Below are 25,178 nucleotides of genomic sequence, written 5' to 3'. Positions count from 1 at the left end.
TGTGGGAGCGGGCTTGCTCGCGAAAGCCGTGTGTCAGTAAACAGATTCGTCACTGAAACACCGCTTTCGCGAGCAAGCCCGCTCCCACATCGGGTCTGAGACGTTCTCAGGATAAGTGTTCGTCAGTGCTCGGCACGATCAGGATGCCGGCGCGCAGGCCGTTCTTGACCTTCGGATTAGGAAAGATGATCCGCGCGCCCTCTTCCTCGATGACCCAGCGGGTATTGGCCAGATCTTCGGCCAGCAGATAACCCACATCCAATTCAGAAAAGTTCTCGATATCCTGCGGCAGGTTCAGGCGGAAGGCATCGCTGTGCTTGATGATTTCCCGCGCGACGCTGAACAGCTGCAAGCCGTCCAGGCCTTGTTCAGCCATATCAGGCTCAGTGCCTTCGATGATCTGCTTCAGACGGGTTTCCAGCCGCGACACATCCACACCTTCGTTCTGCCCGAACGGCCGCGCCTTGCCCAACTCCAGAGTGAAGGCCTCGGCCCCCAGCTTGTCGTAGGTGTAGGCGCTGAACACGATCGAAGGTTTGTTCTGCAGCAGCACCGCTTCCATGCCGGCGGCACGCAAGCGCGCCAGTTCGCGGCGCGAATGCTGGCGACCTTCCTTCCACGGATACAAAGCGAACTGCTCGATCTTCGAGCCGCGAATCGCCGTGTGCAGGTCGTAGTGCAGACGCTGACGATCCGGCAGGTTGAAGAAGCTCGCTGCCAGGCGTTCCAGCTCACAGGCACGTATGGCTTCGGAACCGCTGGTTTGTTCATGACGGCCGTTGAACAGCCGATTGACGTCCTGCTCGACGAAGCGTTCGCCCTTGCGAATCGCCTCCGGATTGCCGAACAGGAACAGAATGCGTGCACGCGGTTTCAGATCGCCGCGAGCGATGTCATGCAGCAGTCGATCGAGCAATTCGATCGGCGCTGTTTCATTGCCGTGGATGCCTGCCGACAGCAGCAGATCCAGGCCATTGTCACGCGCTTCGGGTGGCCGGACTTCCAGCGCACCCTCGCTCAACCAGCGCATGCGCACGCCTTCGACAGTCAGTTGAGTCTTCTCCGCCGGTTCGCGGCCGGCGAGGGTCAGTTCAAGCAGTTTGCCGAGGGCGAGCATAGAGCGGTTTCCTTAGTGGTCGTGGTTGCAATCCGGGCCGTGCACGTGGTCTTCGTCGTCGCCGACGTCAGCCGGTTCCATTTCCAGTTGCAGACTTACCAGATTAGTTGCCAATGGGCGCAGCAGCAGGTTGGCGTACTCTTCGTCACCCTCTTCGACGTCCACGCCGATCAGCAACTGGCCGCGACCGTCCTGCTGGATCCACAGTTCTTTGCCTTGCCACATGACCGCGACGCGGGTGCAGGAAGTTTCCAGTTGCTTGCCGTCGGTGTCTTCAAGGATCAGCCGCAGGGAATCGCTCATGTCTTTTTTACGCTCTGTCAGGGAGAAAAGCCGCGCGTCGCGTTCAGGCGACGCGCCGGCCATCAATTGATCTGGAATGGATAAACCGAGCCCAGTTTAAGGATTTGCGTCAGTTCATCCAGTGCCGTCCGGCATTCAAGCAGCAATTGCGGGTCCGCCAGATCGGTTTCGCTCAGGCGGTCGCGGTAGTGCTTTTCAACCCATGCGGTCAATGAACCGTACAACGGTGCGGTCATGATAACCCCTGGGTTGACTGCCGCCAGCTCGGTTTCGTTGAGCGCGACGCGCAGTCGCAGGCATGCCGGGCCACCGCCGTTCTGCATGCTCTGCTTGAGGTCGAAGACTTTCACTTCACGGATCAGGCCGCCGGAGCTGGTCAGGCTTTGCAGGTAAGCCCACACGCGCTCGTTGGCCTGGCACTCTTGCGGCACGATCAGCAACATCGAGCCATCAGGGCGCGACAGCAACTGGCTGTTGAACAGGTAGGAGCGCACCGCGTCATCCACGGTGACCGCCGAACGCGGCACGCAGATCGACTGGAAGTTGCCGCCAACCTTGGCGAGCTTGCCTTGCAGCTCTGCCAGCATCTGTTCGGTGTCGAGGAACGCGTCCTCGTGATAGAACAGCGCCTCGCCGTTACCCACGGCGATCACGTCATTGTGGAACACGCCCTGATCGATCACGTTCGGATTCTGCTGGGCGTACACCACGCCGTCGTCACGCAGACCATGCAGACGCGCAACAGCTTGCGAGGCTTCCAGAGTCTGGCGTGCCGGGTACTTTTGCGGTGCCGGGTAACGGGTGTCGAACGCACTGCGACCGAACACGAAGAACTCGACACCGGCTTCGCCGTATTCACGGCAGAAACGCGTGTGGTTGGCCGCGCCTTCGTCGCCGAACTGCGCCACCGCCGGCAATGCGGCGTGATGGGCGAAGTGCTGTTGATTGGCGAACATCGCGCCGAGCACGCGACTGGTCGTCGGATGCTCGATGCTGCGGTGATATTTGCAATTGAGGTTGGCGGCGGTGAAATGCACGCGACCGTCAGCGGTGTCGGCACTCGGGCTGACCGTGGCGGCGTTGGCCACCCACATGCTCGACGCCGAGCAACTGGCAACCAACAACGGCATGGCTTCTTTCGCAGCCCGCTCGATCACTTGCGCGTCGGTGCCACTGAAACCCAGACGGCGCAACGCGGCCACGTCCGGACGTTCCTGCGGCGCCAGTACGCCTTGCTGAAAGCCCATGTCCATCAGCGCTTTCATTTTCGCCAGGCCTTGCAGCGCCGCTTCCTTCGGGTTTGAGGATTGCTGGCTGTTGCTCTGGGACGCAACGTTGCCGTAGGACAGACCACCGTAGTTATGGGTCGGCCCCACTAGACCGTCAAAATTGACTTCATAGGATTTCATCAGCGAGGCTCCACGAGAATCTGTTGTTATAGGCTTCAAGTAACAATTCAGTCAGACCGAGGCGCGGCCTTCGCGAGCAGGCTCGCTCCCACAGGGAAATGCATTCCAGTGTGGGAGCGAGCCTGCTCGCGAATGGGCATCACGCCATCTTTACGCCAGGCGTCAGGGCGGCAGGCAACACCAGGTTCGGGGTTTCCAGCGACGCCACCGGGTACGCGCAGTAATCCGCCGCGTAGTAGGCGCTGGCGCGATGGTTGCCCGAACCCCCGACACCGCCGAACGGCGCGCTGCTCGCAGCACCGGTCAGCTGCTTGTTCCAGTTGACGATCCCGGCACGGCTTTCCAGCCAGAATTGCTGATAACGCGCCTCGGAATCGGACAGCAAACCAGCCGCCAGGCCATAAGCCGTGTCGTTGGCCTCACTGATCGCTGCGGCAAAATCGGCGTAGCGGATCACTTGCAGCAATGGACCGAACAATTCTTCGTCCGCACGCTCGGCCACTGCGGTCACATCGACAATGCCCGGGGTCAGCAAGGCCGATTGCGCTTGCGGCTGAGTCATTTCCAGCAACGACACGGCGCCGTTGGCCAACAGATGTTCTTGAGCATCCATCAGCGCTTTCGCCGCGCCGAGGGAAATCACCGACCCCATGAACGGCGCCGGCTGCTGATCGAACGCACCGACCTCAATCGTCGAACTGACTTCAACCAGTCGCTTGAGCAGGCTGTCGCCCCATGCGCCTTGCGGCACCAACAGACGACGGGCGCAGGTGCAACGTTGGCCGGCGGAGATGAAGGCCGACTGAATGATCGTGTACACCGCCGCGTCCAGATCAGCGACCTGATCGACTACCAGCGGGTTGTTGCCGCCCATTTCCAACGCAAGAATCTTGTCCGGACGCCCGGCGAACTGCTGATGCAGGTGATTGCCGGTACGGCTCGAACCGGTGAAGAACAGGCCGTCGATGCCCGGGTTCGCCGCCAGTGCGATACCGGTTTCGCGAGCGCCTTGCAGCAGGTTCAGAACGCCTGCCGGCAGACCGGCTTCGATCCAGCACTTGACCGTCAGTTCGGCGACTTTCGGGGTCAGTTCGCTTGGCTTGAACAGCACGCTGTTACCGGCCAGCAACGCCGGGACGATGTGCCCGTTCGGCAGGTGACCGGGGAAATTGTAAGGGCCGAACACCGCGACCACGCCGTGTGGCTTGTGGCGCAGCACGGCGGTGGCGTCGCCCAATGGGCCGCTCTTCTCGCCGGTACGTTCGCGGTAGCTCTGCACCGAGATCGCAATCTTGTTGACCATGCTGGTGACTTCGGTCGCGGCCTCCCACAGTGGCTTGCCGGTTTCCTCACCGATGGTGCGAGCCAGTTCGTCGCTGTGGTTTTTCAGCGCAGCGGCGAAGGCTTCAAGGACGCTGATGCGCTCGTCCAGCGAACGCCGCGCCCACCCCGGGAATGCCTGACGTGCAGCCTGCACGGCGGACTCGACCTGAGCAGCGGTAGCGCCCTCCCCCGACCACAGCACTTTCTGGGTTACCGGGTTCAGCGACTGAAAGGCTTCGCCTTGACCGGCCAGCCATTCACCTGCGATGTATAGCGAATTCATTATTTCGACTCCCGAGCAGCAGACAACGCCACGGCGCGTACTTGATCGCCAGCGTTGAGTTGAAGACGTTTGGCGGTCAGCGGATCGACCACCAGTGTGCCGGCGGCCAGACGGGCCGGCGCAGCCGTGATGCGGCAGTCTTCGCGCTTGCGGTTATGAATGATGAACGGCGTGGCGTCATCGCCCGGCGTACCGATGGCCAGCACCAGCGCTTCGCTGTCACGCACCGCACGGATCTTGCTGGTTTCGCATTCAATGGCAGGACCGGCGTCGAAGATGTCGACGTAGCCCTGATAGCTGAAACCTTCGCTCTTGAGCATCGCCAGCGCCGGCTCGGTGTCCGGGTGAACCTGGCCGATCACGTTGCGCGCGTCTTCCGAAAGGAAGCAGGTGTACAGCGGGAATTTCGGCATCAGTTCGGCGATGAACGCCTTGTTGCCAACCCCGGTCAGGTAGTCGGCCTGGCTGAATTCCATCTTGAAGAAATGCCGCCCCAGACTTTCCCAGAACGGCGAACGTCCAGCTTCGTCGGACACGCCGCGCATCTCGGCGATGATCTTGTTGCCGAACAGCTCAGGGAACTCGGCGATGAACAGCATGCGCGCCTTGGACAGCATGCGGCCATTGAGCCCCGTGCGGTAATCGGCATGCAGGAACAACGAGCACAGCTCGGAGTTGCCGGTCAGGTCGTTGGCGAGGAACAGCGTCGGGATCTCGCGATAGATGTTCAGCTCCTGCGAGGCGCTGACGGTCAGGCCGACGCGAAAGTTGTACCACGGCTCACGCAGACCGACGGCACCGGCGATGGCGGAAATCCCCACCACACGGCCGTTGTCGTCTTCGAGCACGAACAGGTAGTCCGCATCGCCACGGCCGGCTTCGCCGCGAAAGGTCTTCTCGGCCCAGCCGACCCGATGGGTCAGGCGTTCTTCGTTGGCCGGCAAAGTGGTCAGGCCGGTGCCGGTGCTGCGGGCCAGGTCGATCAGCGCGGATAAATCGCTGCTGCGTACGGGACGAACAATCATGCTATCTCCTCAAACGGGCCGCCTTCGCCACCCGTGAAACTCGCTAAGGCGTTAAACCGCCACCAGGCGCACGCTGGCACCTTCACCGACGCCCAGGGCTTCGGCTGCTTCCAGATCAAGGGTCACCGGTTTACCCGGCGCGTAGTCCAGCTCCAGCAACACCGCGCGGTAATCCTGCAACTGCGCGTTGGCCACCAGGTACTGGCGCCCGGCGCCTTTGACCGGCTCGCCGATCTTCACCGGCACGACACGGCTCTGGGCGATCGAACGGATCCCCGAAACGCGTGCGTGCAGGGTCGGGCCACCGTCGAAAATATCGATGTAGTGATCGGTCTCGAAGCCTTCGCGCATCAGAATGTCGAAGGTGATCTGCGCACGCGGGTGTACCTGGCCCATCGCTTCCTGAGCGGAGTCCGGCAGCAGCGGCACGTAGATCGGGTAATGCGGCATCAGTTCGGCGAGAAACGTGCGGCTCTTCAGGCCACACAGGCGCTCGGCCTCGGCGTAGTTGAGGTCGAAGAAGTTGCGGCCGATCGCATCCCAGAATGGCGAGTCGCCGTTCTCGTCGCTGTAGCCGACGATCTCGGTCACCACCGAATCAGCGAAACGCTCCGGGTGACTGGCGACGAACAGCAAGCGACCACGGGAATTGAGCTCGGCCCAAGGCGACCCCACCAGCTCGCGCTGCACGTAGAAACTGGTCAGCAAACTGTTGCCGGTCAGGTCGTGGCACTGCGAGAGCACGTGGATCTTGTTGTGAATCTTCAACTCGCGGGAGGCGTGAACGAAGGTCTCGTTGCGGAAACTGTAAAACGGCTCCGAGTAGCCGGCCGAGGCGACAATGGCCGAGCAGCCCACCAGCTTGCCGGTGGCAGTGTCTTCAAGGACGAAGAAGTAGCTCTCTTCACCGTTGAAGCTCACTTCGGCGGCAAACGAGGCTTCGCTCGCGGCGATCTTGTCGCTCAGACGTTCCACGTCATCCGGCAAGGAAGTGACACCAATCGGACTGTCCGCAGCCAGACGCTGTACCTCGCCCAGATCAGCCATTTGCGCAGGGCGCATCACCAGCATGGTGTCACTCCTTTCTCTTATAAAAATTTACTGAAGAAATAGCCGGGCTCGCGCTGCTTGAACAGAGATCAGTGTGGGAGCGGGCTTGCTCGCGAAAGCGCTGTATCAGTCAACATTTCCGCTGTCTGACCCACCGCTTTCGCGAGCAAGCCCGCTCCCACATTTAATCCAGCCCGGCATTAAAATTTTGATCGACGCCCGAAATCCTCAGGCGTCGAAAGGTCTATCAGGCTTGCGTCAGTTTTGCTGCAGCGCGTTCGAAGCGGTCCAGACCAGCATCGATATCGGCGTCTTCCACCACCAGGCTCGGGGCGAAACGGATCACGTCCGGGCCAGCCTGCAGAATCATCAGGCCTTCTTTTTCAGCGGCGTTGAAGATGTCCTTGGCCTTGCCTTTCCAGGCGTCGCTCAGCACGCAACCGATCAACAGACCGAGGCCACGCACCTGAGTGAACAGGCCGTACTTCTCGCCAATCTGCTGCAGGCGGGTCTTGAACTTGTCGTGCTTGGCGTTGACGCCGTTCAGCACCTCAGGGGTGTTGATCACGTCGATCACCGCTTCGGCTACTGCGCACGCCAGCGGGTTGCCGCCGTAAGTGGTGCCGTGGGTGCCGACGACCAGATGCTTGGCCAGCGCTTCGGTGGTCAGCATTGCGGCGATCGGGAAACCACCGCCCAGGCTCTTGGCGCTGGTCAGGATGTCCGGGGTCACACCGTAATGCTGGTAGGCGAACAGATTGCCGGTACGGCCCATGCCGGTTTGCACTTCGTCGAACACCAGCAGCGCGTTGTGCGCGTCGCACAGTTCACGGGCACCTTGCAGGTAAGCCAGTTCGGCCGGCAGCACACCGCCCTCACCCTGGATCGGTTCCAGCACGACCGCGCAGGTTTTGTCGGAAACGGCAGCTTTCAGCGCAGCCAGGTCGTTGTAAGGCACGTGGGTGATGCCGGTGATTTTCGGGCCGAAACCGTCGGAGTACTTCGACTGGCCACCGACGTTGACAGTGAACAGGGTCCGGCCGTGGAAGCTGTTGAGCGCGGCGATGATTTCGTACTTCTCGCTGCCGAAACGATCAAACGCCACGCGACGGGCCAGCTTGAAAGCGGCCTCGTTGGCTTCGGCGCCGGAGTTGCAGAAGAACACGCGCTCGGCGAACGTGGCGTCGATCAGCTTGTGTGCCAGACGCAGGGCCGGCTCGTTGGTGAACACGTTGGAGACGTGCCACAGCTTGTTCGCTTGCTCGGTCAGCGCACCGACCAGCGCCGGATGCGCGTGGCCCAATACGTTGACGGCGATGCCGCCGGCGAAGTCGATCAGCTCGCGGCCGGCCTGGTCCCAGACGCGGGAACCGGCGCCACGCACCGGAATGAAAGCGGCAGGCGCGTAGTTGGGAACCATTACCTGGTCGAAATCGGCGCGTTGTACCGCAGCGTGCTCAACGGACATCGGAGTCTCCTGATGAGGGCCACCCGCCTGAAACTGGCGAGCGATGGGGGGATTGTAAGGACAGTTTTCAGCCCGGCCTTGCCGCCAAGCGACAACTTCTTATAGCGCAAACCCCGGATTTTCCCGGGTTTACGGCAATGCGACATATAGCGTCGCAAAGGCGCAGTTTAACTGGCGGCAAGGGATTGCGGCAGACCTGTTCCTTTGTAACTCATGTCGATTTACGGGGTGCGGTATATATGTACCGCACTTCGTCGTTGATCGCGGGTTCTGCTAGAGGCCTTTCAAACACGACGACAAATTTGTACGCATGAATACCGAACCGACTACCACAGACATCCCCGACGTTTTCCGGCCGGATAGCCATTATCAGCATTTGCACAGTGCGATTGCGCCCTGGCTTCGCCAAGCCCTTCCCCACCGACGCGCCGAACTGAGCAAGGTGACGCCAACATTGCCGGCGACACTCAGGCATGCCCCACCCCATCAACTCGCGGCGCTGAACACCCTTGTCACAGCGCATGCCTTGAGCCAGAACCGAACGGATCGACTCCTGGCAAACCTGCGCAATCCTGCCGACTTCGCCGAGCCACTGCTGCAAGCCTTGATAAAAACGCGCTGCGGCCTGGAACTGGACGTTCGCCAAACCTGCCTGCGCCTCTATCTGCCTGATCATGTCCCCTGGTTGCGAATGAAATCGGGGGCGGCGCGCATCTGGACCCTCTCGCTGCTGGACGCAGCGCTGCACAACTTTGAAAACAGCGAAACCGAACAGGATGCGTTCGAACCCGCCTCGACCTACACCACCCCCGCCTCCCCCACCGGACAGTTCGATACGCTGCCGCAGATCCTGCAGAAAATGCCCATTGCGACATTCACCCGCCTGTGCCGGGAACTGGACATTGGCCAGCGCTATAAAGAGTATCTGGAAGACAATCTGGGCATCAGCAATCCGGTGACGGCAGCCCTCCTGCAGCCTGCCCTCAAAGACAGCCAGCGAGCTGCGCTGACGGCAGCGTTGCACATGGCGCACATGCAGAATTTGTTGGCCGGCGATGCCCACCAACTGATTCTCGGCCTGCTCGACAATCTGCCGCATCTGCGTTTGCGCGGGCAAAACTGGGGCTGTCGTGAGCTGACCCTCATGAATGCCCGCCTGACCGGCATCCTGATGTTTGCACCGGAGCCGGAACAGGTCCGAGAGGTCGTCAGTGTGGTGGTCTACCTGCCTGACGACCCGGCACACCCGATCAAACAATACCCCTCGTCTGCCGCTTTCGCCGAGGAGCTTGGCCGACGATTGCACGATCCTGACTATCAGGCTTTTTTCAGCCGCTTCATTGACCATCAGGAGCGCGGCCACTTCTTTGCCCAGTTGAATGATCAGCTCGCGCCCATCACCTGGCAGCCCGTGCAGCGAGGTGATCCCCGTCCGACCTGGCGAGAACAACCCAATCGGCGACCCGGCCTGCATTTGAGGTCGGCGGCCATCACTGGCGAGTTATGGACACACCTCTATCAAAGCAAGCTGAACAAGATCCTCAACGATGCGCGGGTGATCGCTGTGCCCACCGCCACGGTCGACCAGCGAGCCCGTTGGTCACTTTGGGACTCGTTCAGCGAAATCGCCTCCACACTCCTGAACATCGCCGCGTTCATCGCCCTGCCGTTCGTGCCCTTTCTGGGGGAATTGATGCTGGGTTACATGGCCTACCAACTGCTCGATGAAACCTTCGAAGGCATCATTGACTGGGCGGAGGGGGAGGCCAAAACGGCCTTCGGACATTTCATGGAAGTGGTTCAATCGGCGGTGCAACTGGGCACCTTCGCAGCAGGCGGGGTCATTGCGGCGGGTGAGTTTCGCGCACTGCTGCCTCGGGAAATCGTTCAGTTCATTGACCGCTTCAATCGGGTGAAGCGACCGAGTGGCAAAACCCGTTACTGGAAACCCGACCTGAGCCCCTACTCCGTTCTCGAACGCCCCGGCGAGTCAAAGCCCGACACACTCGGCCTGCACTCACACCAAGGCAAAACCCTGCTGGTACTGGACAACAAGTGCTATGTCGTCAGCAAAGATACCGTCACCAGCCAGCACCGTATTGATCATCCCAGCCGACCCGATGCGTACAAACCACTGCTCGAAACCAACGGCGCCGGGGCCTGGCTAACCGAACTCGACCAGCCGCTGAGCTGGGATCAAGCCACCGCGCTGCGCCGTATGGGGCCGGACATGGAGCGTTTTTCGGCCAGTGAACGCGAGCGCATGCTCACCATCAGCGGCTGTGACGCCAACGCTCTGCGCAAAATGCATGTGAACGCCGAGCAGGTACCACCGCTACTGGCCGACACACTCAAGCGCTTCAAGATCGACCGCGACATTCAGACCTTCATTGAGCAGATCGGCAGCGAAATGACGGATGACTACCTGAAAGCCGACCCGGTCCTGCAACTCCAGATACTCAAGGAAAACGGCTATTGGCCGGAAAACAAAAACCTGCAGTTGACCGACGGCAAGGCGCACATCCTTTGGCAAAGTCATCTACGCGACGCACCGGGCATACGGCTCGACACCACTCAACTGCACCAGGGCGACCTGCTCAAAACCTTTCTTCTGGCACTCTCGGACCCTGAAATCAGAGCGATGTCCGGCGAAGCGTTCGGCCATCCCTCTCTCGCGCTTGAAACCCGAACCCGCACCCTGCGTCGCACACTGGCAGAGCTTGCCGAGCGCAAGAGAGCGTCATTATTCGATGAGCGCTATCGCAAATTCGAACGTGGCGCCGACTCGCTGGTACGAGAAATCATGGGCGGCGATCGCAGCCTTCCGATCAGCGTCGCCGAAGCGATCCTCGACTCGACCAGCGCTCAGGAGCGGCAACAACTGCAACGCTCCAAGCCGTCCAGACGCCTGGCCGAAATGATCCAGGAAGCCAGAATGCAAGTGCGCATGGCCCGCGCCTATGAAGGACTGGAGCTGCAGTCGAGCGCCGGCAACCGCGACACGGAACGGCTGGCTCTGCACTCACTACCACGATTGCCCGGCTGGCCGGAACATCTGCGACTGGAGATCCGGCATTACGCCCATGAAGGACCACTACTCGACAGCATCGGCCCGAAAAATGCCCCGACCTGCAAGGTATTGGTCCTGACCGAGCTGGGTGAATATCAGGCGTTCGACCATGCAGGGCAGGAGCTCAGCAGTGCGGGCGGGCTTTACCCCAGCCTTCTACGGGCACTGCCGGACGCCGAGCGGCAGGCCTTGAACATGCGCATAGGCGAAGAACAGACACTCAAGCAGCGGATTCGCGACCACGCCTTGAACCGCGACGACCTGCGTTCGTTGCTGGCGCAACATCCAAACCTCAAACCTGCTTACGACCCCACCTTCATGCGCTTGCTGGGCGGCACCGATGGCTATCGCCATATCCCCGTGAACACGCCTCAATTGCAGTTTCATGCGCAACGGCTGTTCCCCCAGCTGTCCGCTGAAGAACTGCTCGCCTTTGTCGAAAAACTGCAACGCCATCCGGACGGACCACGGGCAGAACTGAGCCGACTGTTTGCCGAGCACGACCAGCTCGGCAGCATTTTGAATCCCTGGACTGACGATATTCCAGAGATCGACCCCAATACCCTTATCAGACTTACCACCGAACAGTTCGCGATCCAGAGACAAAATCGTCGGTATCTGCGCCGGGAGATATACGATTGCTGGAGGCAGCAAGCAACCTATCCGGACAACCCTGAAAACACGATCGAGTTCAGGTTCTGGCGACCGATACTCGGCGAATTACCCCGACTGAGCATCAACTTCACCCGGGTGGACTCCCTGATGATGGGTGGCCATAGCGAAACGCGAGGCGTGCATGAGTTCTTGAAGCACTTTTCTGGTCTGCGCCACCTCGATTTGCGTACCTTCAACCTGGGTTTCTTGCCCGAAGCCATCGACCAGTCACCACGACTCAGCGAACTGATTCTGAGCGACTGCGCAATCACCCTCACCGCCGAAAGCCTGATGAAACTGTCTGCACTAGATCAACTGACGACGCTGGACCTGTACAAGAATCCGCTCGGTTTGATGCCGCGACTCGAACGCATGCCGCGGCTCGATTACGTCGACGTCTCGGCAACGGGGATTTCCGAATTCCCGAGCGGCTTGCTGAATCACCCTCGCATTCGAACGGCGCTGCTCAATGACAACCGCTTCGAGGTACTCCCCCCCACACTGTTCGAACTTCCCGGCAGCATCACCGAGGGCATTGATCTGGGGGGCAATCCGATTACCGCATCAGACCACGAACGGATCAAAAGCCATTTCGCCCGGACTCGTCATGATTTTGGAGTTCTGGCCGACCAGGATGACCTCCTTCGCGTGCAAACGCTCTACACACAAATGGATCGAGAGCAGGCCAGTGAGTTCGTTTATCTGTTACCCGGGACATTGGCCGACGGCAAGGTTGAAATCACCCGCCTGGAAAACGAATACAGCGCCCTCAGAGACAGCCTTGCAGCCTGGACCGCGGATGTTCCCGCCATACATCCGATTAGCGGCCAGCCCTTTACCCCGCACCAACTGTCGAACGAACATTTGATCCGGGATGAATTTAGAAACCGTCTGGAACAGTGCTGGCGCCGGGAAAGCGATCCCGAAGATATCGATCCGCCGCAGCCGCCCATCTACGAGTTGAATCTGTCGGCAGGCATTACAGGCGAGTTGCCCGAATTGCCTGCCGACTTTGCTCATGTCACGCATCTGTACATGAGGAGCCGACGAGGCCGGACCACGGGAGCCACGAGATTTCTGGAGCGCTTCCCCAACCTCAGGCACCTGACGATTTACGAATACCGGCTCGACGACATACCCGAAGCGATTTTCCGAATGGCTGACCTGACACACCTGGCACTTTCAGACTGCCACATCACCCTGACCGAGCAAACCGCCCTCGAACTCGCGCAAATGGAGCGCCTCGACCTGCTGGATTTGAGCGACAACCCGCTGGGGCGAACGCCGGACGTCAGCCAAATGACCGATCTCACCGTGCTGCTGCTGGACAGCACCGACATCAGTGAACTGCCCCACGGCCTGCTACAGCTCAAAAATCTGAGAGTCGCTAACCTGAACGACAATGCCATTGCCCATATCCCCAGCGACATTCTGGAATTGCCTCTAGAGTTCGCCGGAAAAATCAATCTGCGGGACAATCCGCTTGACGAGGAAAGCGTGCAGCGGCTGATCGCCTACTTCCGGCGGACCAATATCGACTTTGGTGTGATTGCGGTGATCGATAGTGCAGAAATGGAGGTGTCGACTTCCGAGGACTCTGAAGTCGACGAGTGATTCGCGTCAGGCTCAGCCGCGCTCGGGAGGGACAGAGGACAACTCGAACGGGCTGCTGCTGCGCCGCTGATTGCGATCTTCGCGCGGCGTGGCGCCGAAGAAGTTGCGGTAGGCGCTGGAGAAATGCGGCCCCGAAGAGAAACCGCAGGACAGGCCGATCTGGATGATCGACTTGCTGGTTTGCATCAACATCTGCCGGGCCTTGTTCAGGCGCAGTTCCAGGTAGTACTGGCTCGGCACACGGTTGAGGTATTGCTTGAAGATCCGCTCCAGCTGGCGACGGGACACGCACACGTGCTGGGCGATTTCGTCGGTGGTCAGCGGCTCTTCGATGTTGGCTTCCATCAGCAACACCGCCTGGGTGAGCTTCGGATGGCTGGAGCCGAGGCGGTTCTGCAGCGGAATGCGCTGACGCTCGCCCCCCTCGCGAATGCGCTCGACCACCAGTTCTTCGGAGACTGCACCGGCCAGTTCCGCGCCGTGATCACGGGCCAGCACCGCCAGCAGCAGGTCGAGGACCGACATGCCGCCACACGCGGTCAGGCGATCGCGATCCCAGTCGAACAGATGGCTGGTGGCAATGACTTTCGGGAAACGTTCGGCGAAATCGTCCTGCCAGCGCCAGTGCACGGCAGCGCGATAGCCATCGAGCAAACCGAGTTGCGCCAGCGGATAGACACCGGCCGACAAACCACCGATCACGCAACCGGCACGCACCAGTTGCTTGAGCGCGCTGCTGAGCGCCGGGGCCAGGGTGGTCGGCGGCTCGTCAGCGAGCAGGAACAGTTTCTGGAAGTTTTCCAGCTTGCCGGCCCAGGCCTCGCCGGGCAGTTGCCAGGCACCTGCGGCCGCCGTTTCTGTCACGGCTTCGGCCTGCAGAAACGACAGTTCGTAAACCACCTCCGGGTGTACCCGCTGAGCAACGCGCAAGGCCTCCTCCGCCAGCGCCAGCGTCAGAGCTTTAGTGCTGGGCCAAATCAGGAAACCAATTCGATGGGCAGTCATGGGCGGGCAATCCGAAACGAAGAACGGTGATGAAGGCATGGGCCAATGCTAGCCCGGAAATGGACACAAATCTTGAAACCAACCTAGATCCAGCAGAGATCTAAATGTGGGAGCGAGCCTGCTCGCGAAGGCTGTGTGTCAGTCAACATTACTGCTATCTGAACCACCGCTTTCGCGAGCAGGCTCGCTCCCACAGGGGATATCAGCCAGTTTCCAGGTCGCGAAGCATGACCTAATTTGGTGCACAACGGCAGTATTTACTTAAGGCTGCCCGACAGGAACTGCTGCAAACGCTCCGATTGCGGATTGACCAGCACTTCGCGCGGGTTGCCGCTTTCTTCCACGACACCTTTGTGCAGGAACACCAACTGGTTCGACACTTCACGGGCGAAGCCCATTTCGTGCGTCACCACCACCATGGTGCGACCTTCCTGAGCCAGCGCTTGCATCACTTTAAGCACGTCGCCGACCAGTTCCGGATCGAGGGCCGAAGTCGGTTCGTCGAACAGCATCACTTCCGGCTCCATCGCCAGCGCACGGGCAATCGCCACACGCTGCTGCTCGCCACCGGACATGTGCCCCGGGAACGCGTCTTTGCGATGCGCCACGCCGACCTTGTTCAGGTAGTGCTCGGCCTTCTCGCGCGCTTCGGCCTTGGACACGCCGAGTACGTGGACCGGCGCTTCCATGATGTTTTCCAGCGCAGTCATGTGCGACCACAGGTTGAAGTGCTGGAACACCATCGACAGGCGCGAACGCATGCGTTGCAGCTGCTTCGGATCAGCAGCTTTCAGCGCGCCGTCCTTGTTCGCCACCAGTTTCAGCTCTTCGTTGTTGAGCAGGATCTTGCCCGCGTGCGGCTGCTCGAGCAGGTTGATGCAGCGCAGGAAAGTACTTTTGCCGGAGCCACTGGAGCCGATGATGCTGATCACATCGCCGGCTGCCGCTTTCAGGGACACGCCCTTGAGCACTTCGTGACTGCCATAGCGTTTATGCAGGTCTTGGACTTCAAGTTTGTACATGCGGTCGGTTCTCACAAAAACAGTCAGTCAGTCAGTCGTTGAGCAAGCGCCCGTGACGCAGCGCTTCGCGCCCCGCCACCTTGGCCAGCCAGAAACCGGGTTGGGCATAGCGCAGCCGTTCAATGGCAAACAGCACCCCGGAGGTACCAGCACACACCGTGCTGACCCGATCGGACACAGGATCGATCACTTCGAAAATCTCATCACCGGCTTCGACCCACTCGCCGGGTTTACGCAAAAAGCTCACCACACCGGGGTGCGGAGCCAACAGCAATTGAGTGCCCTCGAACGGCATGCCTTCACAGGCTTCATGTGCCGGTTTCGGCCACTCGCCAGTGATCAGGCCCTGCTCGGCAAGGAACGCCAGAATGCCTTCGGCCCACGCCACCGCGTCCGCGCGGTCGGTATTGGCCTGACCGCCCAGCTCGATGGTGGTCGCCAGGCACGCCAGCGGAATCTGCGCGTCCGGGAACTGCCGCGACAGGCGCAGCCACGGCAACGAGCACGCTTCATCGAAGGAGCTGCCACCGGAATCTTCCGCCAGCAAACCGACCTTCACGTTCAGGTGCGCGGCCAGCGAACGCCACTGCGGCCAGTGCTGCGGCAGCGCGTACATGTGCAGCGCAGCCTCGGCGTCGCAATGCAGATCGAGCACCACGTCAGCGGTGCAGGCGTGACTCAGCAGCACGCGCTGCATGCCTTGCAACTGGCTGCTCGCCTCGGGCAATGCCGTCAGGTGATCAGCCATCGCCTGACGGATCAGGCGAATATTGGCGTGCGGATCGTCACCGAGGCTGTCGGCCAATGCCGCCGCAACCGGCGCGCTCAGCTCGACGAAATCGCGGTTGAAATTCTTGCCGCTGCCCGCCTCGAAACGCCCCTGATGATTGCCTTGCAGCAATTGGCCGAGGCCCAGCGGGTTGGCAACCGGCACCAGCTCGATCACCCCGTTGAGCAGGCCTTGGGCTTCGAGTTCGCCAAGACGCTTCTTCAGCTCCCAGGCGGTGCGCATGCCGGGCAATTCGTCAGCGTGCAGGCTGGCTTGAATGTAAGCCTTGCGCTCGCCGCTACCGAACCGAAACACCGAGATCTTGCGCTCGCTGCCCAAGTGGCTCCACGGCAATACGTGGTCGATGCGTTCCATATCAGTGCTTCCGCGGGGCCAGGTAGCTCAGCCAGCGACGCTCGGCCAGCTTGAACAGCTTCACCAGAATGAAGGTCAGGCACAGGTAGAACACGCCGGCGGTGATGTACGCCTCGAACGGCAGGTAATACTGCGCGTTGACGGTGCGGGCCGCGCCGGTAATGTCGATCAGGGTCACGATGGACGCCAGACTGGTGGTCTGCAGCATCATGATCACTTCGTTGCTGTACTGCGGCAGTGCACGGCGCAGGGCCGATGGCAGCAGGATGCGCTTGTACAGTTTGAAGCGCGACATGCCCATGGCCTTGGCCGCTTCGATCTCGCCGTTTGGCGTGGCCTTGAGGCTACCGGCGATGATTTCGGCGGTGTAGGCGCTGGTGTTGATCGCGAATGCCAGGCACGCACAGAACGTTGCGCTGGACAGCCACGGCCACAAGAAGCTTTCACGTACCGCTTCGAACTGGGCCAGACCGTAGTAGATCAAAAACAGCTGCACCAGCATTGGCGTGCCGCGGATCACGTAGGTGTAGAGCCAGGCGGCGCCGTTGACGATCGGGTTCTTGGAGACGCGCATCAGGCCCAGCGGCAGTGCCGCCAGCAGACCGAACAACAGCGACAGCGCGAGCAGTTTGAGGGTGGTCAGCAGCCCGCCGAGGTACAGCGGCATGGCCTCCCAAATGACGTTGTAGTCGAAGATCATAGATCAGCCGCCCTTACGCCTACCGAGTAGCGCTTCTCAAGGTGACGCAGCGCCAGCAACGAGACGCTGGTGATCACCAGGTACATCGCCGCCACTGCGAGGAAGAAGGTGAAAGGCTCGCGAGTGGCATCCGCCGCCTGCTTGGCCTTGAACATCATGTCTTGCAGACCGACCACCGAAATCAACGCGGTGGCCTTGGTCAGCACCAGCCAGTTGTTGGTGAAGCCGGGAATCGCCAGGCGAATCATCTGCGGCACCATCACCCGGAAGAACACCTGAAAACTGCTCATGCCGTACGCCATGCCGGCTTCGGCCTGACCTTTAGGAATCGCCATGAAGGCGCCACGGAAGGTTTCCGACAGGTACGCACCGAAGATGAAACCGAGGGTGCCGATACCGGCGGCCAGCGGGTTCAGGTCGATGTAGTCGTCATAGCCGAGCATCGGGGCAACACGGTTGAGCAAGTCCTGACCGCCGTAGAAGATCAGCAGGATCAACACCAGGTCGGGAATCCCGCGGATCACCGTGGAGTACAGATCGCCCAGCCACGCCAGCCAACGAATCGGCGACAGGCGCAACGCGACCCCGATCAGCCCGAGAACGATGGCCAGGGCCATGGACGACAAGGCGAGCTGAAGCGTCAGCCATGCGCCATCGAGGATGACAGCCCCGTAGCCTTTCAACATGATTCAGGTCCTCGAAAGTTGGGATGAAAAAATGGCGCAAACCGCAGAGATCCTGTTGCTTGCGCCATTTCTGACTTGTCGCAGAGACGTGTTACTTGCCGTAGATATCGAAGGCGAAGTATTTGTCCTGGATAGCTTTGTATTTGCCGTTTTCGCGGATGGCCGCGATGGCGGAGTTGATCTTGTCTTTCAGCGCGTCGCCTTTGCGCACAGCGATGCCTACGCCGTCGCCGAAGTATTTGACGTCGGTGAACTGCGGACCCACGAAGGCGAAGCCTTTGCCGGAATCAGTGTTCAGGAAGCCGTCCTGCAGCAGGGTGGCGTCAGCCACGGTACCGTCGAGGCGACCGGCGGCCACGTCGAGGTAGATTTCGTTCTGCGAGCCGTACGGCTTGATCTCGGCACCCAGCGGGGCCAGGACTTCGCGGGCGAAGCGCTCGTGGATCGAACCACGTTGCACGCCGATGTTCTTGCCCTTGAGCTCAGACAGGTTGTCGCTGACAACAGTGCCTTGCTTCATGACCAGACGGGCCGGGGTGTTGTAGTACTTGTTGGTGAAGTCCACGGACTTCTTGCGGTCTTCAGTGATCGACATGGACGACAGGATCGCGTCGATCTTGCGCACTTTGAGTGCCGGGATCAGACCATCGAACTCTTGCTCGACCCACACGCACTTGACCTGCATCTGCTCGCACAGGGCGTTGCCGATGTCGTAGTCGAAACCGACGATGCTGCCATCCGGCGCTTTGGAAGCGAACGGAGGGTAAGCCGCTTCGATACCGATCTTCAGAGGTTTTTCATCAGCGAAGGAATTCAGCGACAGCACGGACAGTGCCAGGGCGCCAAGCAGCACAAGTTTCTTCATCTTGGGACTCCATCGGTAAAGGGCAAAAACGGCAGAGTGAGCGACAGCCCAATATGCGAATGGGTGAATCGGGAAAGCGGCGCAGCATCGGTGGGAAATTTCCCATTGAAACCACCAGGGGTTTCAACGTCAGCCACGATGAGCGAGTGATCGGCATTCTAACGACAGGCCCGAAGCCGATATTTCTTCAATGCGACAACTAATTACAGATGCACAGAGAAACCCGCTTGAGCACATTGACAGCCTTGCAAATTCATGCAAGAGCGAAAGACAGTGAACCGATCTATGCTGCAAATTGCGGGCCTATTATTCGCAAACCCTTCTAATCCGGCAAGCGCAGCGTTGTGTCTTATTTTTCACCGGGGGTTTTGAGGCTCTAAAACGGGGCGTTGCGTTTCCCTTCGCCCCGCCGCGGGGCGGGCGGTTACACATTTGGTTACTCGGATGAGGGCGGGTAACAGCGGGAAAGGCCTTGCGCGAGAAATCGATAATTATTGGTTGGGTCGGTTTGGATTCCGACAGCGGACTGCACCGGCGCCTGACAGATCGCCTTCGCGAGCAAGCCCGCTCCCACAGGGGTCTGCATTTTGTCTGAAGGTACTCAGTCAAACTGTGGGAGCGGGCTTGCTCGCGAAGAGGCCAGCCCAGCCACCACAAAAACTCCAGATACAAAAAAGCCCCACCCGGCATACACCGGACGGGGCTTTCTTCTTTTCAGACGCTCTACTCAAGCCACATTCATCGTCTTGTGCGTATCAATCAAATGCTGCACCACACCCGGATCCGCCAGGGTGGAGATATCGCCCAACCCCTCATATTCAGCGGTAGCAATCTTGCGCAGAATCCGGCGCATGATCTTGCCCGAACGGGTCTTCGGCAATCCCGGCGCCCACTGAATCACGTCCGGCGAAGCAATCGGGCCGATCTCTTTGCGCACCCAGTTCTTCAGCTCCAGGCGCAGTTGCTCGCTCGGCTCTTCGCCGTTTTTCAGAGTGACGTAGACATAAATGCCCTGCCCCTTGATGTCGTGCGGCACACCGACCACCGCCGCTTCGGCGACTTTCGGGTGGGCGACCATCGCGCTTTCGATCTCGGCGGTCCCCATACGGTGGCCGGAGACGTTGAGCACGTCGTCCACGCGCCCGGTGATCCAGTAGTAACCATCAGCGTCACGACGCGCACCGTCACCGGTGAAGTACATGCCGCGGAAGGTCTTGAAGTAGGTATCGACGAAGCGGTCGTGGTCGCCATACAGCGTACGCGCCTGCCCTGGCCACGAATCGAGAATCACCAGATTGCCTTCAGCCTCGCCCTCGATGATGTTGCCGAGGTTGTCGACCAGCGCCGGCACCACACCAAAGAACGGGCGCGCTGCCGAACCGGGCTTGAGCGCGTGAGCACCCGGCAACGGGCTCATCATGTTGCCGCCGGTCTCGGTCTGCCACCAGGTGTCGACGATCGGGCAACGCGATTTGCCGACATTTTTGTAGTACCAGTCCCAGGCTTCCGGATTGATCGGCTCACCCACCGAACCGAGCAGACGCAGGCTGCTGCCATCGGCACCCTCAACGGCGGCTTGCCCCGAGGCCATCATCGCGCGGATTGCGGTCGGTGCGGTGTAGAGAATGTTGACCTTGTGCTTGTCGACAATCTTCGCCACCCGGGTGATGTCCGGATAGTTCGGCACGCCTTCGAACAGCACGGTGGTCGCACCGTTGGCCAGCGGGCCGTAGACGATGTAGCTGTGGCCGGTGACCCAGCCGACGTCGGCGGTGCACCAGTAGATTTCGCCCGGGCGGTAGTCGAACACGCGCTCGTGGGTCATCGCCGCATACAGCAGATAACCGCCGGTGGTGTGCTGCACGCCCTTCGGCTTGCCGGTAGAGCCGGAGGTATAGAGGATGAACAACGCTTCTTCAGCGCCCATCTCTTTCGGTGCACACACGGTGCCCGCCACTTTCATCAGGTCTTCGTACCAGATGTCGCGATGCTGGTTCCACTTGATGTCGCCGCCGGTGCGTTTGCACACGATGACTTTCTGAATGCTGCTGGTTTCCGGGTTGGTCAGCGCGTCGTCGACGTTGGCCTTCAGCGGGATCTTCTTGCCGGCGCGCACGCCTTCGTCAGCGGTGATCACCACTTTCGATTTGCAGTCGATGATCCGACCCGCCAAGGCTTCCGGCGAGAAGCCGCCGAACACCACCGAGTGAATCGCGCCGATCCGGGTGCAGGCCAGCATGGCGACCACGGCTTCGGGGATCATCGGCATATAGATAGTCACCACATCGCCACGGTGCACATCCTGGCCACGCAAGGCGTTGGCCAGTTTGCAGACTTGTTCGTGCAGTTCGCGGTAGGTGATGTTGCGGCTGTCAGCCGGGTCGTCGCCTTCCCAGATGATCGCGACTTGATCGCCGCGCTCGGCCAGATGACGGTCGAGGCAGTTGTAGGAAACGTTCAGAGTGCCGTCGGCGAACCATTTGATGTCGACATGGTGATCGTCGAAGGAAGTCTGCTTCACCGTGGTGAAAGGCTTGATCCAGTCGAGGCGCTTGGCTTGCTCGCGCCAGAAGCCGTCAGGGTTGACAACCGACTGCTGGTACATGGCTTTGTAGGTCGCCTCGTCAGTCAGCGTATTGGCCAGAACCTCGGGACGAACGGGATACAGAGAAGCCGCACTCATCTTTCTTACCTCGGTGGAATAGTTGTTTTTGTATGACCCCGTTGTAGCCGGGCCGGCCCCATAGAACCATTCGACGATGGTAGTAACAAGCCCCTACAAAATATCCACCTACCCCGCACCCAGGCCTTAAGCCGATCCCCCAAACACCACAGACCCCCTGTGGGAGCTTGCCTGCAAGCGATTCAGACAACTCGGCCCCACAGACAAAACACCCGGTTATCAATCTCCATCTCAAGGGATTGTTACCAAATCTGCCAAAGGTGTTTATCAAAACCCGCTCTGTTTACCCCCACCCCACCTCCCTAAAATCCGCATCGCCGACAAGGCAAACCGATTAACAACGTTACAGCCCCCACGAAGGCCGTTAATCCAGCTCTCAAGTAATAACTGCAAACGAAGAAGTTCCACACGCAACCCTAAAAAGGTTGCGTGACCCCACTCGACCTCAAAAAGGTAAATTTGAAATGAAAGCTTTATTGGTTCTGGCCCTCAGCAGTCTGTGCGTAACCGCCATGGCAGACGAGGTCCCGACTGATGTCGCACAGCAACAACCGGCTATCGAGGAATACACTTACTCGACCCACCTGGACATCGCCAACGTCGTTTCCATGAGCGAAGTTCCAAACGTCTGCGAAGTTGTTCCGATGAAAATGGAATACGACGATTCCAAGGGTCAGCGCCACATCCTGCGTTACAGCGTCATGGGTAACGGCTGCACTAATTGATGATTGAGACTGCACCGAATCGGATCACTCAGCGCCTCATTTGAGGGTCGATTCCAGCCCGGCTTCGGTCGGGCTCAGTTGTGTCTTGAGTCGCTCAAAAGGGTTGCAAAACACAAGATATAGTGAAAAACCCGGTTTTTTGCTCATTTCTTGAGCAACCAAAGCCTCGCAAAAAAATTAATGAAAAAAAATTCTCGCGGGCCAACCCCAGCGAAAGCCCTGTAAACCCTCGCTCCGATCGAAATCACCCGGCCGATCGAACGCCCTGCGGTGTTTCGCCCTCCCCCACGCCCGTGTTTTTTTCCCTATAATGCCGCCCTAATCGGGTCAGCAATATTCCCTTACAGGGATCAAAGCCATTCTGAAGCCCCGCAGCAGCGTCAACGCTGATCTGCGCCCGTCAGAGGCTCTCGGAAACCCGTACAAAATTCTGTTTTATTGCCTGCCTTAGCTGCTGCAAAAAACGATTCCTTAAGATCCAACGCGGTCTGTACGACCGTGTGAAAAACCATCCAATCAGGTTTCACACGGGGCGACAGGCCCTCACGCAGGAGACGACACGTCATGCTGAGCTGGGACGAATTCGACAAAGAAGACAGTGAAGTAGCAGCAGTGAAAGGCGCCAACGCCGGCCACGCTACTGAAGCCAACATGGACCGCCTGGACAACGCCGGCGGCGCCGCAGCGCTGGAAGCCCGCGCCGTCACCGCATCTGACTCGGCCGCCGTGGCCCGCGCCAAGGCTGCACTGAACACTCTCGACGTCGCCGAAGGCCTCGCCGAACTCGAAGGCGCCTCCGCCCGTGTCGCCGTTGACGAAAAGCGCATGATCAACTGCCGCGCCGACCTCAACCAACTCGTGCCATTCAAGTACGACTGGGCCTGGCAGAAGTATCTGGACGGTTGCGCAAACCACTGGATGCCGCAAGAAGTCAACATGACCGCCGACATCGCCCTCTGGAAAGACCCGGAAGGCCTGACCGACGACGAGCGCCGCATCGTCATGCGCAACCTCGGCTTCTTCTCCACCGCCGACTCCCTGGTTGCCAACAACCTGGTCCTGGCCGTGTACCGCCTGATCACCAACCCGGAATGCCGCCAGTACATCCTGCGCCAGGCCTTCGAAGAGGCGATCCACACCCACGCCTACCAATACTGCATCGAATCGCTGGCCATGGATGAAGGCGAAATCTTCAACATGTACCACGAGATCCCATCGGTCGCGAAAAAAGCCACCTGGGGCCTGAAATACACCCGCTCGATCTCCGATCCGAAGTTCGAAACCGGCACCGTCGAAACCGACAAAGAACTGCTGCGCAACCTGATCGCCTACTACTGCGTTCTGGAAGGCATCTTCTTCTACTGCGGCTTCACCCAGATCCTCTCCATGGGCCGTCGCAACAAAATGACCGGCGTCGCCGAGCAGTTCCAATACATCCTGCGCGACGAATCCATGCACCTGAACTTCGGCATCGACGTGATCAACCAGATCAAAATCGAAAACCCACACTTGTGGGATGCCGAGATGAAGGAAGAAGCGACCCAGATGATCCTGCAGGGTACGCAGCTGGAGATTGAATACGCGCGTGACACCATGCCTCGTGGGGTATTGGGCATGAACGCGGCGATGATGGAGGACTACCTGAAGTTCATCGCTAACCGTCGTCTGAGCCAGATCGGTTTGAAGGAAGAGTATCCAGGGACGACTAACCCGTTCCCTTGGATGAGCGAGATTATGGACTTGAAGAAAGAGAAGAATTTCTTTGAGACGCGGGTTATTGAGTATCAGACTGGTGGTGCGTTGAGCTGGGACTAATAGTCTCGCTCACAACGATTTGACGATTGCTACCTGAGTCGGCGAATCGAGAAAGTAAAAAGCCCCGATTTTATCGGGGCTTTTTTATGATCGATTGGTAACCCTTTTTACGTCACGTCACAGCGTTCAATCCTCTTCAGCACTTACAGCCGCTTCCATTGAAGCCTGCTACGAGCCTACTAAGCTCTATTGCAGGTGCCTAATAAACGCCCAACATAGAAAGCTTGGTCAGGTTTGTAGGAGCGCGCGAGATTAGTCGCTTCTTTCTGTAGGAATTTTCGTAGACAGCAGTAATGGCCACTCAGTATCGTCCGAGGGTTTTCAACTCTCGGCGACTGTATGGATACCTCGAAAGAAAAGACTGGCTGGAGCGATGAGGAGCTAGAGGCTTCGGTAGACGCTTATCTGAAGATGTTGGCTCTGGAGCAGCAAAATCAGCCATTCAAAAAGGCAGACGAAAACCGTCTTTTGCGTGAAGGTCCACTCAGCAGACGCAGTGCCTCCTCCGTCGAGTACCGCATGCAGAACATCTCTGCGGTGATGGAGCAATTGGGGCTGCAGCGAATTACTGGCTACGTTTCGGCAAAGAACCTTGGCTCTGGCGTTAGTAAACGAATCAAGGAAATCCTCGCGAAGAAGGGCATCGAGGCATTACGACAAGGCGAACAGCGGGGCATTACATTTACTCCGCTTCAGTTGGTCGAGGTCACTGCACCTCAGCAATATAAAGCGCCCGTGGGTGTTCTAAACCCTCAAGAGACGACCTCCACTGTCGTGAGACTTGCCCGCGCCCAGAGCGTAAAAAAATGGGTACTCAAGCACTCCCAAGGCATTTGTGAAGGCTGCGGCCAAACCGCACCATTCACTAGCGCAAACGGCCGTCCCTTTCTCGAAGTCCATCACGTTAAGCACCTTATTGATGGCGGAACCGACCGCATATGCAACACGGTTGCGCTGTGTCCGAACTGCCATCGCCGTTGCCATCATTCCAGCGACAAAAAAGAGTTCACCGCTGAGTTTTATAAAAGAGTCGAGCGGTTGAGGCCTGAATAGTGGATTGCATCAAACACGTGCCGAGAAAGCTCGCCGTCCAATAGACTCTGCACTGACACCCAAATCAAACAGCGAAAACTCCTAACCTTATCCAAGACCCGTCCTATAGCCTCAATGCATCACGTTCGTTAACGTCGCCCGGCTTCTTTCCGGTGCGACCGAAA

18 protein-coding genes are annotated in these 25,178 nt (G+C 59.3%); 4 read left to right on the top strand and 14 right to left on the bottom strand.

Translation table 11 applies throughout. From position 1 onward, the window contains the following. Positions 1-106: 106 nt before the first annotated feature. From astE to U862_RS0124960, 7 genes are all read right to left on the bottom strand, one after another. On the bottom strand, positions 107-1,117 hold the full coding sequence (astE, locus tag U862_RS0124990) for a succinylglutamate desuccinylase (RefSeq protein ID WP_025112910.1): 1,011 nt from the start codon (positions 1,115-1,117) through the stop codon (positions 107-109). Positions 1,118-1,129: 12 nt separating this feature from the next. Continuing rightward, positions 1,130-1,420 (bottom strand): hypothetical protein, encoded by a 291-nt coding sequence (locus U862_RS0124985; protein ID WP_025112909.1) that lies wholly within the window; start codon positions 1,418-1,420, stop codon positions 1,130-1,132. A 62-nt stretch (positions 1,421-1,482) separates the two neighbouring features. After that, positions 1,483-2,829, bottom strand: a complete 1,347-nt coding sequence (gene astB, locus U862_RS0124980) for an N-succinylarginine dihydrolase (RefSeq protein WP_025112908.1) — start codon at positions 2,827-2,829, stop codon at positions 1,483-1,485. 139 nt (positions 2,830-2,968) lie between these two features. Beyond that, complete coding sequence (gene astD, locus U862_RS0124975; RefSeq protein ID WP_177327373.1) at positions 2,969-4,438, bottom strand: succinylglutamate-semialdehyde dehydrogenase; 1,470 nt, start codon at positions 4,436-4,438, stop codon at positions 2,969-2,971. Beyond that, positions 4,435-5,460, bottom strand: a complete 1,026-nt coding sequence (gene astA / locus U862_RS0124970) for an arginine N-succinyltransferase (protein ID WP_025112906.1) — start codon at positions 5,458-5,460, stop codon at positions 4,435-4,437. The genes astD and astA overlap by 4 nt, the downstream gene beginning before the upstream one ends. Positions 5,461-5,511: 51 nt before the next feature. Continuing rightward, complete coding sequence (aruF, locus tag U862_RS0124965; RefSeq protein ID WP_025112905.1) at positions 5,512-6,531, bottom strand: arginine/ornithine succinyltransferase subunit alpha; 1,020 nt, start codon at positions 6,529-6,531, stop codon at positions 5,512-5,514. A 226-nt stretch (positions 6,532-6,757) separates the two neighbouring features. After that, on the bottom strand, positions 6,758-7,978 hold the full coding sequence (locus tag U862_RS0124960; protein ID WP_025112904.1) for an aspartate aminotransferase family protein: 1,221 nt from the start codon (positions 7,976-7,978) through the stop codon (positions 6,758-6,760). Between the two features lie 310 nt (positions 7,979-8,288). Between U862_RS0124960 and U862_RS0124955 the strand changes: the two genes are divergently transcribed. Beyond that, complete coding sequence (locus U862_RS0124955; RefSeq protein ID WP_025112903.1) at positions 8,289-13,316, top strand: dermonecrotic toxin domain-containing protein; 5,028 nt, start codon at positions 8,289-8,291, stop codon at positions 13,314-13,316. Positions 13,317-13,328: 12 nt separating this feature from the next. Here the strand turns inward: U862_RS0124955 and argR are convergent, their stop codons facing one another. From argR to acs, 7 genes are all read right to left on the bottom strand, one after another. Then, positions 13,329-14,321 carry a transcriptional regulator ArgR gene (gene argR, locus U862_RS0124950; RefSeq protein ID WP_025112902.1) on the bottom strand — a complete coding sequence of 331 codons (993 nt, stop codon included), beginning with the start codon at positions 14,319-14,321 and terminating at the stop codon, positions 13,329-13,331. A 257-nt stretch (positions 14,322-14,578) separates the two neighbouring features. Then, complete coding sequence (locus U862_RS0124945) at positions 14,579-15,343, bottom strand: ABC transporter ATP-binding protein (protein ID WP_003227281.1); 765 nt, start codon at positions 15,341-15,343, stop codon at positions 14,579-14,581. A gap of 31 nt (positions 15,344-15,374) precedes the next feature. Then, entirely contained in the window at positions 15,375-16,487 is a 1,113-nt protein-coding gene (locus U862_RS0124940) for a M14 family metallopeptidase (protein WP_025112901.1), read from the bottom strand. Position 16,488: 1 nt separating this feature from the next. Continuing rightward, positions 16,489-17,187: an ABC transporter permease gene (locus tag U862_RS0124935; protein ID WP_003227285.1), complete on the bottom strand. Its 699-nt coding sequence runs from the start codon at positions 17,185-17,187 to the stop codon at positions 16,489-16,491. After that, positions 17,184-17,873, bottom strand: coding sequence for an ABC transporter permease (locus U862_RS0124930; RefSeq protein WP_003227287.1), 690 nt, complete (start codon positions 17,871-17,873; stop codon positions 17,184-17,186). The genes U862_RS0124935 and U862_RS0124930 overlap by 4 nt, the downstream gene beginning before the upstream one ends. Positions 17,874-17,964: 91 nt before the next feature. After that, on the bottom strand, positions 17,965-18,738 hold the full coding sequence (locus U862_RS0124925) for an ABC transporter substrate-binding protein (protein ID WP_025112900.1): 774 nt from the start codon (positions 18,736-18,738) through the stop codon (positions 17,965-17,967). Between the two features lie 727 nt (positions 18,739-19,465). Further along, positions 19,466-21,421 carry an acetate--CoA ligase gene (gene acs / locus U862_RS0124920; RefSeq protein ID WP_025112899.1) on the bottom strand — a complete coding sequence of 652 codons (1,956 nt, stop codon included), beginning with the start codon at positions 21,419-21,421 and terminating at the stop codon, positions 19,466-19,468. A gap of 464 nt (positions 21,422-21,885) precedes the next feature. Between acs and U862_RS0124915 the strand changes: the two genes are divergently transcribed. The 3 genes from U862_RS0124915 to U862_RS0124905 all read left to right on the top strand — a co-directional run bounded on the left by U862_RS0124915 (position 21,886) and on the right by U862_RS0124905 (position 25,014). Beyond that, positions 21,886-22,146, top strand: a complete 261-nt coding sequence (locus tag U862_RS0124915) for a DUF2790 domain-containing protein (RefSeq protein WP_025112898.1) — start codon at positions 21,886-21,888, stop codon at positions 22,144-22,146. Positions 22,147-22,710: 564 nt separating this feature from the next. Beyond that, the gene (locus U862_RS0124910) at positions 22,711-23,961 is read left to right on the top strand and encodes a ribonucleotide-diphosphate reductase subunit beta (RefSeq protein WP_025112897.1); all 1,251 of its coding nucleotides are present in this window, start codon (positions 22,711-22,713) and stop codon (positions 23,959-23,961) included. Between the two features lie 339 nt (positions 23,962-24,300). Next, positions 24,301-25,014, top strand: coding sequence for an HNH endonuclease (locus U862_RS0124905; RefSeq protein ID WP_025112896.1), 714 nt, complete (start codon positions 24,301-24,303; stop codon positions 25,012-25,014). Positions 25,015-25,178: the final 164 nt, after the last annotated feature.

It is taken from the genome of Pseudomonas sp. H1h, from assembly GCF_000633255.1.
Taxonomy (GTDB): Bacteria; Pseudomonadota; Gammaproteobacteria; order Pseudomonadales; family Pseudomonadaceae; genus Aquipseudomonas.
The sequence above is the reverse complement of the archived record's forward strand: the minus strand, read 5'-3'. Positions and strand labels throughout refer to the sequence as shown.